Consider the following 15,799-nt stretch of genomic DNA (forward strand, 5'->3'; position numbering starts at 1 on the left):
GGAAGCTGGTAGTTTCCGCGCGAGGCAGCGACGCCGACGGGGAGCACACATGGCCGGTCACACGGTGGCGATCCATTTCGTGCGTTCGGCGGTCCGTGCCGTGGAGCGGCGAGGAATCGACGTCCGGCCGGCGCTGGCGAAGGCCGGGATCGCGCGTTCGCTGATCGACTACGACCGCGCGCGGATCACCGTCGAGCAGGCCAGCGCCATGATCCGCGATCTGTGGCGGCTCACCGGCGACGAGATGTTCGGGATCAGCCCGCGTCCGCTGCCGCTGGGCACGTTCCGGATGATGGCGCTCGGCATGATCCACCAGCCGGACCTCGCCGCGGTGCTCGACCGGTGCTGCGAGTTCTCCCGGGTCGTGCCGGGCATGCCGGATCTGCGGACGCGGCTGGGCCCCGGTACCTGCCGTATCGAGGCCGACGTCGAGAAGTTCGGGTGCTGCGAAACGATCATCACCGACACGGTTTTGTTCGTGCTGCACCGGTTCGCGGGCTGGCTGGCCAACAGCCGCGTGCGGTTGCGGCTGGTCGAACTGCCCCAACCCGAGCCGCCGTACGTGCAGGACTACGACCTCGTCTACGACGCCCCGGTGCGGTTCGGTGCGGGCTGCGCGGCCATCACGATCGACCGTGACGTCCTGCCCGCGCCGATCGTGCGGGACGAGGACGATCTGCTGCGGTTCCTCGGCGACGCGCCGGCGGATCTGCTGGCCCGCCGTGAATACGACAGCAGCATCGTCGACCAGGTGCGCCGCATCCTGTCCTTCGGCCTGCGCGGCCACTCGCCGTCCGCGGTGTCCTCGCGGGAGGTCGCGGCTCGCCTTTCGCTGAGCCTTCAGCACGTACGCCGATTGCTGCGCGAGGAGGGCACGTCGATCAGCCAGATCAGGGAGGACGTCCTCCGTGACGCCGCGATCGCGAGCCTCGTCCGCGGTGAGGAGTCGATCGCCGCGTTGTCCGAACGGCTGGGGTTTTCCGAGCCGAGCGCCTTCCGCCGCGCGTTCCGCCGCTGGACCGGCAGCCCGCCCGGCTCGTATCGGCCGGGCGGCACCGAAGGCGGCTTAGCCAGGAAGGCCCAGCAGCGCACCGAGTCCGGTGAGGTCGACACCGACGGCGTCGAGCAGGCCGGGTAGCGGGGCCGGGGTCCCCGGCTGGGCGGCGGTCTGCGCGGGCGCGGCGACTTCTCGGGGTTTTCCGCCGTACGGCGCGTTCTGCGCACCGCGGACACCGGTCGGGCTGCCCGGCGGCTCCGCGCAGTACGCCTGCTGGTTGGGTGGCGCGGGCTGGGTGTCCGAGCCTGCACGCGCCTTCGTCGCTTCGTAGCCCTTCGTGCAGGCCATCGGGTTGAAGAAGTTGATCACCAGGCCGAGATGCGCGGTGCCGTCGCCGGGGAACAGTGCCTTGCCGACCACCGGCACGTACGGGTAGAGCACCAGCGCCTGTTCCAGCCCGTCGACCCGGGTCTTGACGACGTCCGCGGTGGTGAGCAGATTCGCCATCACCACGGACAGGTCGGAGCCGGACTGGCGCAGGATGTCGACCGCCTGCTGGGCGAGCGGCGGCGCGACGTTGATCAGCTTGCGGATGTCCGGATCCGACGTCTTCAGTTGCCGCGCAAGCGTTTGCACATCGGTGCTGAACGACGTGATCGGCTCGGCGAGGTCCCGCTGGGTGTGCGTGACGGTCTTCCCGTCCGCGAGCAGTGACGTCGTCTGCGGCAGATGCTCGGTCGCCGTCGGCAGGAAGGAGTTCGTCGTGTCGACGAGCTGCTGGATCGCCGGCCCGTTCCCGGCGAACGCCTTGTCCAGCTCGTCGACCACGGTGCGCAGCGCGTCGGTCGGGATGCTGGTGAGCAGCGCGTCGGAGTCGGCGAGGAGCTTCTCCGCGCGCGGTGGCAGCGCGGTGTCCTGCTGCCGGATCCGGGCGCCGTCGGTGAGGAACGGCTCGCCCGCGGTGTCCGGCCGGAGGTCGAGGTACTGCTCGCCGATCGCCGACCGGTTGCTCACCACGGCCTTCGCCGACGCCGGGATCCGCGGCGCGTCGGGGCTGATGTCGAGCTTCGCGTCGACGCCCGCCGCGGTCAGCTCCAGGCCGGTGACCCGGCCGACGCCCACGCCCCGATAGGTGACGTCGGCGCCGGGGAACAGGCCGCCGCCGCGTTCGAGCTGCACGGTGACGAGATAGCCGCGGTGCCCGAACAGCCGGTCCAGCCCGGCGAACCGCCAGCCCGCGTAGCCGATGCCGACGACGGCGATCAGCGCGAACGCGAGGATCTGGATCCTGACCCGGCGCAGCAACATCTAGCCACCTCCCAGAATCGCGCCGAGCAGCCCGCCGAGTCCTTTTTGGACCGGTGGTGCGGCGGGGGCCGCGTCGCCGGGCAGGGGCAACGCCGGGGGCGCGGCGTGCCCGGGGAGATCGGGCCCGGCGGTGTTGCCGGGCAAGGGAATGATCGGCTGCGCCGAACGGCCGAAGTTGTTCAGCAACGAATCGAGCTTGAAGTCGGCGACGATCTCGGCGTTCGCGTAGTCGCCCTTGATGACGGCGAGACCGGCGTCGGAGAACGGGAACGTGAGCAGCAGTTCCAGCGACTTCGGCAGCGAATCGCCCGCCGCGGCCAGCTGACGCAGGGTCGGCGCGAGCGCCCGCAGGTCGGCGACCATGTCGTCCTTGCTCCGGTTCACCGTGTCCACCGCGACGCCGGAAAGCTTGTCGACCGCCCGCAGCAGGCCGACGAACTGCTCCCGCTGCTGGTTGAGCACCTGCACGCCCGGCGTCAGCCTCTCCAGCGCGTTCGCCACGTCCCCGCGCTGTTTCGCGATCGTGGCGGACAGCTGGGCGACGCCGTCGACGGCCTTGGTGATCGACTCGCGTTGTTTGTCCAAAGTGGACGCGAGCGTAGTCACGTTCGACAGCAGGGAGCGGATCCGGGTCTCGTTGCCGGACATCGCCTGGTTCAGTTCCTTGGTGATCGTCTGCGCCTGTTCGAGCCCGCCGCCGTTGAGCAGCAGTGAAACCGCGCCGAGCACCTGCTCGACCTCGGCGGTCTTGGTCGTTCGGCTCACCGGGATCGTCGCGCCTTCGGCCAGTTGCCCCTGCGCCGCCTGGCCTACGGGCGGGGACAGGTCGACGTACTTCTCGCCGAGCAGGCTCGACTGCCGCAGCCGCGCGGTCGCGTTGCCGGGCAGCACGGCCGAGCGGTTGACCGTCACGCTCACCGTGACCGTGTGGTTGTCCTTGCCCAGCTCGATCGCGGTGACCTTGCCGACGGGCACGTCGTTGACCTTGACCGCGGCCTGCGGCACCAGATCGGCGACGTCGCCGAACTGCACCTGGACCGAGTACGGCCGGTCGCCGAGATCCGCGCCGCCGGGCAGGGACATGTCGTACACGCCGCCGCTGCAGCCGGTCGCGACGAGGAGTACCGACACCCCGGCCAGTGCCAGCGCGCGGGTGCTGAAGGACGCTTTCAGTGCGTTGGCCGCACTGAAGGGCGCTTTCAGCGCATTGAGTGCACCGAAGGCGTCCTTCAGCACATCCCTCCAGGTCATGGCTTGCCTCCCGGGGACATCGCGTCGATCACCGGAAGCGGCAGTGGTGGCAGCTTTCCTTGCTGTACCGAGGAAAGCACCTGGGCGACCGACGGTAGCCCGAGCGTGCCGTCCAGCACCGGGGCGAGCTTCTCGCAGGCGTCCAGCAGCACCTTGGGGATCTGCGGGGGCGCGCCCTGTTTCATCAGGCGGCACACCATCAGGATCGGCGGGCTGGTCAGCTCGTTGAGGTTCGCCCGCGCCTGCAACGTTCCCGACGCCGGATCGTAGGTGTTGAGTGCGTTGCTCGCCAGCAGCGGCACCACGTCCATGACCTCGGCGAGCGCGCCGCGCTGGTCGACCAGCGCCTGGGTGATCCCGGTCAGCGAGGACACATTGGACTGGATGCGGCCGCGATTGTTCGCGATGAAGTCGTGCACCTCGCCCAGCGCGCCGGCGATCGAGCCCAGCGCGGTGCCCATGTCCTGCCGCTCGGAAGCGAGGAACGAAGTGACGTCGGCGAGCTGACCGGAGAGACCGCGTAGCTGGTTGTCCGAATCCGCCAGTGTCTTGGTGAACTTCGCCAGATTGTCCACTGTGGAGAACAGGTCGCCCTTCGACTTGTCCAGTGTGGACGCCGCATCGCCGAGCAGTTTGAGCGTCGCCCCGATGTTCTCGCCGTTGCCCGCGAGGTTGCCGGCCCCGGTCTTGAGCGCGTCCGACACGGCGCCGTTCGTGTTCGCCCCGTTCGGGCCCAGAGCGCTGACGAGCTGGTCGAGGCTACGAGCCATGTCGTCGACCTCGATGGGCGCGGCGGTGCGTTCCCGGGGGATGACCGTGCCGGGAGCCAGTACGGCGCCGCCGGTGTAGACCGGGGTGAACTGGACGTAGCGGTCCGAAACCAGCGTGGGCGCGACGATCACCGCGCTCGCCCCGGCCGGGATCTTCACGCCGTTGCGTACGGACATCTCGATCCGGACTCCCGGCCCGTCCGGCACCACGGCGTCGATGCCGCCGACCTTCAGCCCGAGCACCCGGACGTCGGAGCCGGGGTAGACGCCGACCGCGTTGCCGAAGTACGCGGTCACCTTGGTGCCGCCGCCGATGCGGCCGAACCACCACAGCGCCCCGGCCAGCACCAGTACCGCGACACAGACGAGAGCACCGATCCGATAGGCGAGCACTGATTTCCGGGTCTTCACTTGCCGTCTCCCTTCGCCGAAGGAGGCAGGCAGCCCTGCGGGTTGATCGACAGTGGACCGGCGTTCACCACCGGGGGCAGCAGGCCGCACATGTAGACCTCGAACCAGCGGCCGTTGCCGAGCGCGTTGGTGCCGAGCCGGGCGAACGGCGCCAGGTTGTGCAGACCGTTCTCCAGATTGGCCTGATTGCGTTTCAGCAGATCGGTGACCTTGCTCAGCTCGTCGAGCGCGGGGCCGAGCTGGGCGGCGTTGTCCCCGACGACGCCGTGCAGCTGGTTCGCCAGCGACGTCGTCGCGGAGAGCAGGTGATCGAGCGCGCTCTTGCGCTGCTGGATCTCGGTGAGCAACGCCTGCCCGTCGTTGATCAACGTCCGGACCTGGTCGTCGCGTCCCGCCAGCGTTCCGGACAGCTGACTGGCATTGCGCAGCAACGTGCCGAGCTGCTCGTCCCGCGCGGAGATGGCCGCCGAAAGCCGGGTTACTCCGTCCAAAGTGGATTTGATGCCGGGGCCGGTGTTCGCGAAGGTGTCCGAAATGGTCTGGAAACTCTTCGCCAGCTGGGCCGTGTCGACCTGTTGGACCGTCGTGGTCAGGTCGTTGAGCACCGGGCTGAGGTCGTACGGCACGCGGGTCCGCTCACGGGGGATCGCCCGATGCGGGTTCTGCGGGCTGTCCCCGGCAGGGCTGAGCGCGAGGTACTTCTGGCCCAGCAACGTCTTGATCTCGATCGACGCGGTGCTCCGGTCGCCGACCGGCACGTTCCGCACGGTGAACTCGACGCGGATGTGGTCGCCGTCGAGCGTGACGTCGCGGACCTCGCCCACCTTCACCCCGGTCACCCTGACCTCGGCGGAGTCGGTGATCCCGGCGGCCTCGGCGAAGTCGGCGGCGTAGGTGACGCCCCCGCCGCCGAGGAAGGGCACCTTGTCGGCGTTCATCGCGACCACTACCGCCAGCGCCATCACGGCGGTCGACACGACGCCGAGCACCGGGAGATTCCGTTCCCTGATCGGCTTCACGGTTTGCACCTCGGCGATGTGCTGGTGGCGGGCAGGGGGAGGATCGGGACGGTCACGTTGAGCGAGCCGAGCCCGACGGTGCCTTCGAGGTTGCACAGGTAGAAGTTCAGCCAGCTGCCGTAGTCGACGAGGCCGGTCATCTTCTCCAGCTTCCCCGGTAGCGTCTGGAGGAACTTCTCGACGACGGGCTGGGAGTCGTTGAGGCTCTTGCCGAGCGACTGGAGCCCGGCGATGCTGTCCTTCAACGGCACCCTCGACTTGTCGAGCAGTCCGGCGGTGCTGTCGGCGAGGTCGCCCATCCCGGTGATGGCGTCGCCGATCGGCTTGCGCTGCGCGGCCAGCCCGGAGACGAGCTGCTGAGTCTGGTCGACAAGCGAGGTCAACTGTCCACTGTGGGCGTTCACTGTGGACAGTACGGCGTTGAGGTTGTCGATCACCGAACCGACCACCTTGTCGCGATCGGCCAGTGTGGACGACAGGGACGCGGTGTGCGAGAGCAGGTTCTCGATCGTGCCGCCTTCTCCTTGCAGCACTTGGATGATCTCGCCCGAGAGCTGGTTGACGTCCTCGGGTTTCAACGCGCGGAACAACGGCCGGAACCCGTTGAACAACGCGGTCATGTCGAGTGCGGGCGTGGTGTGCGCGACCGGGATAGTCCCGCCTGGCCGCAGTTCCGCGCCGGGGCCGGGGACGTCGGAGTCGAGCGCGATGTAGCGCTGGCCGATGAGGTTGCGGTACCGCAGCGCGGCCCGTGTCTCGGCCGACAGCGGTCTGCTCCGGTCGACCTTGAACCGCACTTCGGCGTACTTCGGATCCTTCGGCTCGACCGAGGTCACCGAGCCGACCTTCACCCCGGACATGCGCACGTCGTCGCCGGGGTTGAGTCCCAGCACGTCGCTGAACTGGGCGACATAGCTGTTCTCCGGGGAGAAGCTGGTGTTGGCCAGCGTGACCGCGAGGACGCCGGTGCACAGCGCGGTGACCGCGACGAAGATCGCCAGCTTGAGGACCGGACCGGCCATACCCCTCATGCGATCGCCGCGCTTCGCGAGACAGTGTTGAATCCTTTTTGGCGCATGGTGTTGATGATTCGCTCGCAAGCGTCGCTCATGACACGGTCACCTCCGCTCCGCGGTAGAGCGGTCCGACCAGCAGACCCGCCCAGCCCGGCACCGCACTGGGCGCGACCGCGAGCCGCGGCGCGAGCAGGCTGCCGAGCAGTTCCTTCTCCGCGGCGGAGTTCGCGACGTCCCCGGCGGGAGCGCTCCCACCACCGGGTTTCAATCCCGGAGGTTTCGAGGAGCCGTCGGCGAACGGACCATCCGCCGGGTACTGCGGCGGGAACTTCCCGGTCTTCGACAGGTCGTAGCAGCGTGGACCGCGTTTATCGTCGTAGCGGGGGGTGTCGACGCCGGGCAGGTACTGACCGCGGCTCGCGGTGATCTCCATGGTGAACTTCGCGATCCCGGGGTGGTCCGTTCCCTTGCCGTAGAACGCGTCGGCCCTCGGCACGATGTCGGCCAGCTGGCCGAACAGGCACGGGTACTCCGGCGCGTACTTGGCCAGCACCTCGGCGGCGGGGCGGCTCGAAGCGACGAGATGGATGAAATTGTCCTTGTTGGCGGCCAGGAACTGGTTGACGTCCATCGTCGCCGTCGTGGCCACCGAGAACAGGTTCTGGAGCTTGGCTCGCTCCTGCACCAGGGTCTGGCTGGTCGTGGTGAGGTCGGTCAGCGCGTCGAGCAGTTTCGGCCCGGCGCGGTTGTAGGTGCCGGTGACGGCCGGGGTGTCGGCGATGATCGAGGTGAGGTCCGGGATGCTCGGCATGATCCGGCGCAGGTAGCTGTCGAGCATTCCGATGGTCTCGCCGATGCTCTTGCCTCGTCCGTCCAGCGCTGTCGACACCGCGTGTAGCGTCGACGACAGCTTTTCCGGCTGCACGGCCTGGAGGACGGGCAGCAGATCGTCGAGCACCTTTTCGGTTTCGATGGCGTCCTGGCTGCTGTCCTGGCCGATCACCGCGCCCCGTGCGAGCGGCTCGGCCGCGGCCCGGCCGGGGACCTCCAGCGAGACGTACCGTTCGCCGAACAGGCTCTTCGGCAGCAGCCGAACCGACACGTTCGCCGGAATGTGCCCGAGTTGATCCGGTTGCAGCGCAAGGGAAATCTCGGCGTACCGGCCGTTGGACCGGACCTCGGAAACGGTGCCGACGACGACGTCGCGCAGCTTGACGTCCGCGCCGACGCGCATCTGGTTGCCGATGTGGTCGGTTTGCACGGTCACCGGCGCGGTGGTGGTGAAAGCCTTGCGGTAGAAGGCGATCGTGAGTGTGACGAAGCAGGCGAGCGTCAGCAGGAACGCCACCCCGAGCAGGTGATACCGCAGCTTCCCCAGCGACCTCATGCGATCGCCTCGCTTCGCGAGACAGTGTTGAATCCTTTTTGGCGCATGGTGTCCATGATTCGCTCGCAAGCTTCGCTCATCCGGCGATCCTCACCGTCGTGTCGGCGCCCCAGATCGCCAGGCTGAGGAAGAAGTCGAGGATGGTCAGCGAGACGATCGACGTCCGCACGGCCCGCCCGACCGCGACCCCGACGCCCGCCGGGCCGCCGGACGCCTTGTAGCCGTAGTAGCAATGACTGAGGATCACCACGAGGCTGAAGACGATCACCTTCCCGAACGACCACAGCACGTCCTGCGGGGGAAGGAAAAGCGTGAAGTAGTGGTCGTAGGTGCCCGCGGACTGGCCGTAGATCCACACCGTGATCTGCCGCGACGCGATGTAGGAGGTGAACAGGCCGACGACGTAGAGCGGGATCACCGCGGCCAGCCCGGCGAGCACGCGGGTGGTGACGAGGTAGGGCAGGCTCGGGATCGCCATGACCTCCAGCGCGTCGATCTCCTCGGAGATCCGCATCGCGCCGAGCTGGGCGGTGAAGCCGCAGCCGACCGTGGCCGAAAGCGCGAGGCCCGCCGAGAGCGGCGCGACCTCGCGGGTGTTGAAGTAGGCGGTGAAGAACCCGGTCAGCGCGCTGGTGCCGAGCTGGTTCAGCGCCGAATAGCCCTGGAGGCCGACGATGGTCCCGGTGAACATCGTCATGCCGATCATCACGCCGAGGGTGCCGCCGATGACCGCGAGCGCGCCGCTGCCGAACGACACCTCGGCCAGCAGCCGCAGCGTTTCCCGCAGATAGCGGTGCAGGGTGCGGGGAATCCAGGCGATCGCCTTGCCGTAGAAGGCGAACTGGCGGCCCATGTCGGCCAGTCCGTCCGACGGCTTGCCGAACGTCCTGGCGGCGGCCCGCTTCGCGCGGGCGACGACGGGGGGTTCCGGGGAGGTGGTGGTCATCGACGGCCCCTCAGCTCAGCTTCGGCGGGACCACCTGCAGGTAGATCCCGGTCAGCACGACGTTGATCAGGAACAGCACCAGGAAGGTGATGACGACGGACTGGTTGACCGCGTCGCCGACACCCTTCGGGCCACCCTTGGGGTGCAGCCCGCGGTCCGCGGCGATGACGCCGGCGACCAGCCCGTACAGCACGGCTTTGAGCGACGAGATGGTCAGGTCGGGCAGCTGCGCGAGTGCGCTGAAACTGGCGAGGTAGGCACCCGGCGTCCCGCCCTGCACGAGGACGTTGAACGCGTACCCGCCGACCATGCCGACCACACTGACCAGGCCGTTCAGCAGCACCGACACGAGAATCGCGGCCAGCACCCTCGGCACGATGAGCCGCGCGATCGGATCGACGCCGAGGACCTCCATGGCGTCGATCTCCTCGCGGATGGTGCGGGCCCCGATGTCGGCACACACCGCGCTGCCGCCCGCCCCCGCCACGAGTAACGCTGTGACCAGCGGACTCGCCTGCTGCACGATCGCCAGCCCGCTCGCCGCGCCGGTGAACGACTGCGCGCCGATCTGCTGCGTCAGCGATCCGAGCTGCAGCGCCACGACCGCGCCGAACGGGATCGAGACGAGCGCCGTCGGCAGGATCGTGACGCTCGCGAAGAACCAGGACTGGTAAAGGAACTCGCGGAGCTGGAACGGTCTGCGGAAGACGCCGCGCGCGACCGCGAGAAACAGCGCGGTGATGCGGCCGACCTGGCCGAACACCGCCGCGCCGGGGAAGGTGGCGCTGGACGATCTCGTGCTCATACGGCGACGACCTCTCTCGTTGAGGTACCGATCGACGATAGGCCGCGACAAGCCTGCCTTGGATGACCCGATCGCGCACGGTCCGTGACCGGATCGCTCATCGGCGCAGGTCAGTGCCTTGCCCGGGCATGGGGATTGGGGCTTCCGCGCGCTGTGCCGAGGGACGCCCTTGGTGCGTTGGGTGCGACGGGGGCGTCCCTCGGTGTGGCGGCGGGCCGCCCCGGCGTCGGAGCCACGTCCCGAACGACGCGTAGCCGACGTTGAACGTCCCGAACGACGCTTTCGGGACATCCTCGAACAACGTGTAGCGGGACGTCGGTCATCGTGCTGGTTCGTCCCTTGTGGACTCGGCGGACTCGCGGTGGACAGCGTGTACCACCAATCCGGGAAGGTGCCATCGAACCGGACGGTGCCCGGATCGGGTGAGCCAACATAGTCCGGAATCGGGGACCTCGCACCCCGGCGTTGTAGCTCGAAAGTGTTTGTCTGCACCAAGAGTCCGTCGAAGGAGGTCCACACGCGACACCTTCGAGTGATCAAGCCCGTGTTTTCTTTTCGTGACCCGGTTCTGCGCGGAGACTGCTCGGTAGTCGCAGGTGACCACGAGGACGGAAGTCCTTGGCCGCCATCGGCTATCCCTGAAGTGACGTGGAGAGGAAGCGTTCTCGTGAGTATGGTTTCGCTGAAGAGGACTGTGATCGCCGGCGTGCTCGTGGGTGGTGCGATGGTGGTCGCGGCAGGCACGGCGTCGGCCTCGCCGGCGACGACGACGGATCACGGCAGGGGTGACCACCGCAACCACGGCGGCATCAGCGTACTGAACAACGCGTGCGCGCTTCCGTGGCTCTGGAACGGCCCCGGCAACGTGGGCAACATCGGGAGTGGCAACGACTACAGTGCCTGCAACGGCAACGTGTCCGGAGGGCACCACGGCATCGAGGTGGGCAACAACCTCTGTGTCGCCCCGTGGCTGTGGAACGGCCCGCTCAACTGGCTCAACCCGGCCAGTCCCTCCAACTACAAGGCCTGCAACGGCAACAAGTCCTGATCCCGGCTCGATGACATGACGGCGTGGCGCTGTCGGCAACTCCAGCCTGCCGACCGCGCCACGCCGTTGTCTTATGTGGACAGACGGGATTCCTTGCGGGGAACGAGAACGGACAGCGCCCCCGGCAGGACGCTGACTTCCACCGGCAGCGGGGCGACCGGTTCGCCGTCGGCGTAGGTCGTGATCCCTGGCGATTCCAGCCGCACCGACGCGGTCCGGTAGGTGTCCACCCCGGCGTGCCGGACATGCGTTCCGGCGAACACGGTGGGCAGGAATCGCAGCGCCGTCCGGCGTGGCATGGCACGCACCACGGTCACGTCGAGCAGGCCGTCGGTGTGGTCGGCGCCGGGACAGATCCGCATCCCGCCGCCGTAGCTCGCGGTGTTGCCGACCGCCGCGAGCAGGACGTCCTGCTCCAGCACGAGCCCGTTGTCCAGGGTCAGCCGGAACGGCAACGGCCGCAGATTCGCGAACTCCGCGAGAATCGCCAGGTTGTACCGGGCCCGCCCGCGCGGCCACCGGAGCCTGTTGGCGCGGTCGTTGACCAGTGAGTCGAACCCCGCCGCCAGCACGGAACCGAAGTAGCGGCGGGTGCCGTCGTCCGCCTCGATCCGGCCGACGTCCACCGTCTCGACGTGGCCGTCGGCGATCACGTCGGCGGCGGCTTCGGGGTCGCCGGTCGGCAGGCCGTACGCCCTGGCGTGGTCGTTTCCCGTCCCGGCGGGGACGATGCCGAGCGGGACATCGCTGCCGGTCAATGCCTGCAACGCCAGGCAGATCATGCCGTCTCCGCCGACCACCACCAGCGCGTCGACCCGCTGCCGGACCGCTTCGGCCGCGAGCCGGAAGGCGTCCTCCGCGTCCCCGCCCGCGACGTCGAGAACGTCGACGCCGCGGTCACGCAGGCGTCGGGTCGCCTGCCGGGCCGCCCGGTCGGCGTGCCCGGCACCGGCGGCCGGATTGGTCAGCACCACCACCGAGCGGATGTCCTTCATGCGATCGACTCGCTTCGCGAGACAGTGTTGAATCCCTTTTGGCGCATGATATCCATGGTTCGCTCGCAAGCATCGCTCACGGAATCAGTTTCCCAGGATTGAGAATCCCCGCCGGGTCGACCGCGTCCTTGACCGCGCGCAGGATCCGGACCCCGAGCTCGCCGACCTCGGTGCTCATCCACGGCCGGTGGTCCGCGCCCACGGCGTGGTGATGGGTGATCGTCCCGCCCGCGGCCATGATCGCGTCCCCCGCCGCGCGTTTCGCGTGCGACCACTGGGCGATCGGGTCGCCCTTCTGTGCGGCGACGACGGTGAAGTACAGCGACGCGCCGGTCGGGTACACGTGCGAAATGTGGCACATCACCAGTGACTCGGTGCCGGTCTCCCGCAGGGATTCCTGGAGCGCGGTGGTGACGGCGGCCTTGAGATTGTCCACATTGGACCACTGGGTCGCGGTCTCCAGCGTCTCGCACAACGCGCCGGCGTCCAAAAGGGAATCACGGAGGTACGGGGCGCCGAACCGGCCGTGTTCCCAAGCCACCGCGGGCTCTTCGCCCAGCGACGTGCCGCCCGCGGCGAGCAGGACGGCGCGGGTGCGCTCGTGCCGCGCCGCCACCTGCTCAGCGGTCCCCTCGAACACCGTCACCGCGAGGCAGCCACCGGCGACCTGGTCGCCGCCGACGTGATCGGTCATCGCGAGGTTGATCCCGGTCTCGGCCTCGTCGGACAGGCGAAGCACGGTGGGCCCGGTCTCCTGCTGTTCGACGGCGCGCAGCGCGGCCGCGCCAGTGGCGAAGTCCGGGAAGTTCCACGCCTCGTGGATTTTCGCGGCGGGCAGCGGGTGCACGCGCAGCCGGACCGCGGTGATCACGCCGAACACGCCCTCGGAGCCGAGGAACACCTCACGCAGGTCCGGCCCTGCCGCCGAGGCGGGTGCGCGGCCGAGGTCGAGAATGCCGGACGGGGTGACGACGCGCAGGCCGCGGACCATCTCGTCGAACCGGCCGTAGCCCGCGGAATCCTGGCCGGACGAGCGGGTCGCGGCGAACCCGCCGATCGTCGCGAACCGGAAGCTCTGCGGGTAGTGCCCGAGTTCGAATCCTTGCGCGGCAAGCAGTTCTTCGGCCTTCGGGCCGGGGAGACCCGCGCCGAGCGTCGCCTCGCCGGACACCGGGTCGAGCGCTTCGAGCCGGTCGAAGCGGCGCAGGTCGAGCGTGATCACCGCGGTGAAGTCGCCGCGGATCGGGTCCACGCCGCCGACCACGCTCGTCCCGCCGCCGAACGGCACCACCGCGATCCGGCGCCGCACGCAGTGGGCGAGGACGGCGGCGATGTCGTCCTCCGAACCGGGCAGCACAACGGCGTCCGGCGCGTCCTGGGGTTCGCTGCTCCGGCGGCGGTAAAGATCCACAGTGGACTTCCCGCCCGCGCGGGGCAGGCGATCGGCGTCGGCGACGCCGACGTACTCGGGTCCGACGATGGCGGCCAGCGCGGCGCGATCCTCCTCCGGCAGTGCCGAAGGCAGCAAGCGGACGTCGTCGGCGGACCGCTCGGCTACGTCGTCGGCCGACGTGCCCAGCACCTGCTGGAGCAACTGTTTGATGTTGTCCGACAACGGTTTCGCCAGGGCGGGGTCGCCCCAGGCGTCCCATCGCATGGGTGGGCGGGGCAGTGAACGAGGTGCTTGCGTTCCGGCGGCCATGGGCTACAGTGTTACACATAATGTCAAGCCGTAACGATCCCCGACGGGGTGATTCCCGCAGCACCGACGACGTCATCCTCGACGCCGCCGCCGAGTTGATCGTCCACTTCGGTGTGCAGCGCACCCAGCTGGCCGAGATCGCACGGCGTGCCGGCGTCAGCAGGCCCACGGTGTACCGGCGCTGGCCCGACGTCCGCGCGGTCATCGGCGCGCTGCTGACCCGCGAGGTCCTGCGGACGCGCGAGGCCGTTCCGGACACCGGCGACGACCGCGAATCCCTGGTGGAGCGGTCGGTCGAGATCGCGATCCGGATCCGGGACCACCCGCTGCTCGGCGCGTTGCTCGTCTCGGAACCGCAGCTGCTCACCGAATACGTCGTCGAGCGGCTCGGCACCAGCCAGCGCGGCCTGCTCGCGGCGCTGGCCGACGGGATCGAACGGGGCCAGAAGCACGGCTCGATCCGTGCCGGGAACCCGATGGAGCTGGCCGCGATGGTGCTGCTCATCGCCCAGTCGACCGTCCAATCGCACCGCATGGTCGCGGACCTGCTGCCCGACGAGGCGTGGCGGCGCGAACTCGCCAAGGCACTGAACGGATATCTCGCCTCATGACAGTCCTCAATGGACAGACGCGTGCTCGCGCGCTGGAAGAACTCGCCGATGTCGACGTCCTGGTCATCGGTGGTGGCGTCACCGGCGCGGGCGCCGCGCTGGACGCCGCGTCACGCGGGCTGCGGACGGTGCTCGTCGAGGCGCACGACCTCGCGTTCGGCACCAGCCGCTGGAGCTCGAAGCTGGTGCACGGCGGCCTGCGTTACCTGGCGAGCGGCCAGGTCGGTGTCGCCCACGAAAGCGCTGTCGAACGCGGGATCCTGATGACCCGGACCGCCCCGCACCTGATCCGGCCGCTGCCCCAGCTCGTCCCGCTGGTGCCCTCGATCGGCCGCGCGCAGCGGCTGGTCATCCGGGCGGGATTCCTGGCCGGGGACGCCCTGCGTGTCGGCGCCCGGACCCCGGCGTCGAGGTTGCCGCCGGCGCGGCGCATCGGCCCGGCCGAGGCTCTCGCGCTCACTCCGCAGATCCGCGCGGACGGGCTCGGCGGTGCGTTCGTCGCGCACGACGGCCAGCTCGTCGACGACGCGCGGCTCGTCGTGACGATCGCACGGACGGCCGCCGAGCACGGCGCGAAGGTGCTCACCCGCGTGCGTGCCGAGGACGTCGACGGCACGTCCGCGCGGCTGACCGACACGCTCACCGGCGAAACCCTGACGCTGCGCGCCCGAGCGGTGATCAACGCGGCCGGGGTCTGGTCGGGCGAGGTGGACCGGTCGATCCGGCTGCGGCCCAGCCGGGGCACGCATCTGGTCTTCGACGCCGCCGCGTTCGGCCACCCGCGCGCCGCGCTGACCGTGCCGATCCCCGGTTCGACCAGCCGGTTCGTGTTCGCGCTGCCGCAGCAGCTCGGCCGGGTCGTGGTCGGCCTCACCGACGTCGACGCGCCCGGTCCGATCCCCGACGTCCCGGTGGCGGACGAGGACGAGGTCACCTTCCTGCTCGACACGGTCAACGCCTACCTGCGGACTCCGGTGACCCGCGACGACGTGCGCGGAAGCTACTCGGGGCTGCGGCCGCTCATCGACTCCGGCGGTGGCAGCACCGCCGACCTGTCGCGCCGGCACGCCGTCCGCGAGTCACCGTCCGGGGTCGTCACGGTCGTCGGCGGGAAGCTCACCACCTACCGCAGGATGGCGCAGGACGCCGTCGACGCCGCCGTCCGGCTGCGCGGGCTGAGCGCGCTGCCCTGCCGCACCACGACGTTGCCGCTGGTCGGCGCGCCGGGCCATCCGGACAGCGTGCCGTCAGGGGGACTCCCGGCGTCGCTGGTCGCGAGGTACGGCGGTTCCGCTCGTGCCGTCGTCGACGCCGCGACGGTGCCGCGTCCGCTGGAACCGGTCGCCGACGGGATCGACGTCACGCGTGCCGAGGTCGAGTTCGCCGTGTCCCATGAGGGCGCGCTCGACGTCGCCGATGTCCTCGAGCGACGTACCCGGCTCGGGCTCGTTCCTGCCGATGCCGGGCGCGCCGAGTCCGCCGTGACCGAAATCGTTGCCGCGCACCACCTCTGAGCCACAGCTGTGCACGGTG

14 protein-coding genes are annotated in these 15,799 nt (G+C 69.5%); 4 read left to right on the forward strand and 10 right to left on the reverse strand.

Features of this window, described 5'->3' with window-relative positions:
- The first annotated feature begins 49 nt into the window (after positions 1–49).
- Complete coding sequence (locus tag ACFWY9_RS05045) at positions 50–1,138, forward strand: AraC family transcriptional regulator (RefSeq protein WP_378338195.1); 1,089 nt, start codon at positions 50–52, stop codon at positions 1,136–1,138.
- Here the strand turns inward: ACFWY9_RS05045 and ACFWY9_RS05050 are convergent.
- The 8 genes from ACFWY9_RS05050 to ACFWY9_RS05085 form a co-directional block, all read right to left on the reverse strand.
- A complete protein-coding gene (locus ACFWY9_RS05050; protein WP_378338196.1) occupies positions 1,067–2,305 on the reverse strand; it encodes an MCE family protein in 1,239 nt (412 codons plus the stop codon). The genes ACFWY9_RS05045 and ACFWY9_RS05050 overlap by 72 nt on opposite strands.
- Positions 2,306–3,556 (reverse strand): MCE family protein, encoded by a 1,251-nt coding sequence (locus tag ACFWY9_RS05055; protein ID WP_378338197.1) that lies wholly within the window; start codon positions 3,554–3,556, stop codon positions 2,306–2,308. It abuts the gene before it with no gap.
- Positions 3,553–4,737, reverse strand: coding sequence for an MCE family protein (locus ACFWY9_RS05060; protein WP_378338198.1), 1,185 nt, complete (start codon positions 4,735–4,737; stop codon positions 3,553–3,555). The genes ACFWY9_RS05055 and ACFWY9_RS05060 overlap by 4 nt, the downstream gene beginning before the upstream one ends.
- The gene (locus ACFWY9_RS05065) at positions 4,734–5,756 is read right to left on the reverse strand and encodes an MCE family protein (protein ID WP_378338199.1); all 1,023 of its coding nucleotides are present in this window, start codon (positions 5,754–5,756) and stop codon (positions 4,734–4,736) included. Before ACFWY9_RS05065 ends, ACFWY9_RS05060 begins: the two co-directional genes overlap by 4 nt.
- Entirely contained in the window at positions 5,753–6,787 is a 1,035-nt protein-coding gene (locus ACFWY9_RS05070) for an MCE family protein (RefSeq protein WP_378338200.1), read from the reverse strand. The genes ACFWY9_RS05065 and ACFWY9_RS05070 overlap by 4 nt, the downstream gene beginning before the upstream one ends.
- 76 nt (positions 6,788–6,863) lie before the next feature.
- Entirely contained in the window at positions 6,864–8,159 is a 1,296-nt protein-coding gene (locus tag ACFWY9_RS05075) for an MCE family protein (RefSeq protein WP_378325042.1), read from the reverse strand.
- Positions 8,160–8,235: 76 nt separating this feature from the next.
- The gene (locus tag ACFWY9_RS05080; RefSeq protein ID WP_378325043.1) at positions 8,236–9,105 is read right to left on the reverse strand and encodes an MlaE family ABC transporter permease; all 870 of its coding nucleotides are present in this window, start codon (positions 9,103–9,105) and stop codon (positions 8,236–8,238) included.
- A 10-nt stretch (positions 9,106–9,115) separates the two neighbouring features.
- Positions 9,116–9,910: an MlaE family ABC transporter permease gene (locus ACFWY9_RS05085; RefSeq protein ID WP_378325044.1), complete on the reverse strand. Its 795-nt coding sequence runs from the start codon at positions 9,908–9,910 to the stop codon at positions 9,116–9,118.
- A 667-nt stretch (positions 9,911–10,577) separates the two neighbouring features.
- Here ACFWY9_RS05085 and ACFWY9_RS05090 point away from each other — a divergent pair.
- Positions 10,578–10,958: a hypothetical protein gene (locus tag ACFWY9_RS05090; RefSeq protein ID WP_378325045.1), complete on the forward strand. Its 381-nt coding sequence runs from the start codon at positions 10,578–10,580 to the stop codon at positions 10,956–10,958.
- Between the two features lie 71 nt (positions 10,959–11,029).
- Here ACFWY9_RS05090 and ACFWY9_RS05095 read toward each other — a convergent pair whose 3' ends face one another.
- A complete protein-coding gene (locus ACFWY9_RS05095; protein ID WP_378325046.1) occupies positions 11,030–11,953 on the reverse strand; it encodes a diacylglycerol kinase in 924 nt (307 codons plus the stop codon).
- A gap of 76 nt (positions 11,954–12,029) precedes the next feature.
- Complete coding sequence (locus ACFWY9_RS05100) at positions 12,030–13,610, reverse strand: FAD-binding oxidoreductase (protein ID WP_378325047.1); 1,581 nt, start codon at positions 13,608–13,610, stop codon at positions 12,030–12,032.
- A 65-nt stretch (positions 13,611–13,675) separates the two neighbouring features.
- Here ACFWY9_RS05100 and ACFWY9_RS05105 point away from each other — a divergent pair, with 65 nt between their 5' ends.
- Both ACFWY9_RS05105 and ACFWY9_RS05110 read left to right on the forward strand, forming a co-directional pair.
- Positions 13,676–14,266: a TetR/AcrR family transcriptional regulator gene (locus ACFWY9_RS05105; RefSeq protein ID WP_378325048.1), complete on the forward strand. Its 591-nt coding sequence runs from the start codon at positions 13,676–13,678 to the stop codon at positions 14,264–14,266.
- Positions 14,263–15,780, forward strand: coding sequence for a glycerol-3-phosphate dehydrogenase/oxidase (locus ACFWY9_RS05110; protein ID WP_378325049.1), 1,518 nt, complete (start codon positions 14,263–14,265; stop codon positions 15,778–15,780). Before ACFWY9_RS05105 ends, ACFWY9_RS05110 begins: the two co-directional genes overlap by 4 nt.
- Positions 15,781–15,799 lie beyond the last annotated feature (19 nt).

The organism is Amycolatopsis sp. NPDC059027 (assembly GCF_042739735.1).
Taxonomy (GTDB): domain Bacteria; phylum Actinomycetota; class Actinomycetes; order Mycobacteriales; family Pseudonocardiaceae; genus Amycolatopsis.

What these genes read in the sequence shown, in the direction of transcription:
- ACFWY9_RS05105 (WP_378325048.1), top strand. Translation starts at nt 13,676, where the DNA reads ATGTCAAGCCGTAACGATCCCCGACGGGGTGATTCCCGCAGCACCGAC.
- ACFWY9_RS05055 (WP_378338197.1), bottom strand. Translation starts at nt 3,556, where the DNA reads ATGACCTGGAGGGATGTGCTGAAGGACGCCTTCGGTGCACTCAATGCG.
- ACFWY9_RS05045 (WP_378338195.1), top strand. Translation starts at nt 50, where the DNA reads ATGGCCGGTCACACGGTGGCGATCCATTTCGTGCGTTCGGCGGTCCGT.
- ACFWY9_RS05100 (WP_378325047.1), bottom strand. Translation starts at nt 13,610, where the DNA reads ATGCGATGGGACGCCTGGGGCGACCCCGCCCTGGCGAAACCGTTGTCG.
- ACFWY9_RS05110 (WP_378325049.1), top strand. Translation starts at nt 14,263, where the DNA reads ATGACAGTCCTCAATGGACAGACGCGTGCTCGCGCGCTGGAAGAACTC.
- ACFWY9_RS05085 (WP_378325044.1), bottom strand. Translation starts at nt 9,910, where the DNA reads ATGAGCACGAGATCGTCCAGCGCCACCTTCCCCGGCGCGGCGGTGTTC.
- ACFWY9_RS05075 (WP_378325042.1), bottom strand. Translation starts at nt 8,159, where the DNA reads ATGAGGTCGCTGGGGAAGCTGCGGTATCACCTGCTCGGGGTGGCGTTC.
- ACFWY9_RS05070 (WP_378338200.1), bottom strand. Translation starts at nt 6,787, where the DNA reads ATGAGGGGTATGGCCGGTCCGGTCCTCAAGCTGGCGATCTTCGTCGCG.
- ACFWY9_RS05095 (WP_378325046.1), bottom strand. Translation starts at nt 11,953, where the DNA reads ATGAAGGACATCCGCTCGGTGGTGGTGCTGACCAATCCGGCCGCCGGT.
- ACFWY9_RS05080 (WP_378325043.1), bottom strand. Translation starts at nt 9,105, where the DNA reads ATGACCACCACCTCCCCGGAACCCCCCGTCGTCGCCCGCGCGAAGCGG.
- ACFWY9_RS05050 (WP_378338196.1), bottom strand. Translation starts at nt 2,305, where the DNA reads ATGTTGCTGCGCCGGGTCAGGATCCAGATCCTCGCGTTCGCGCTGATC.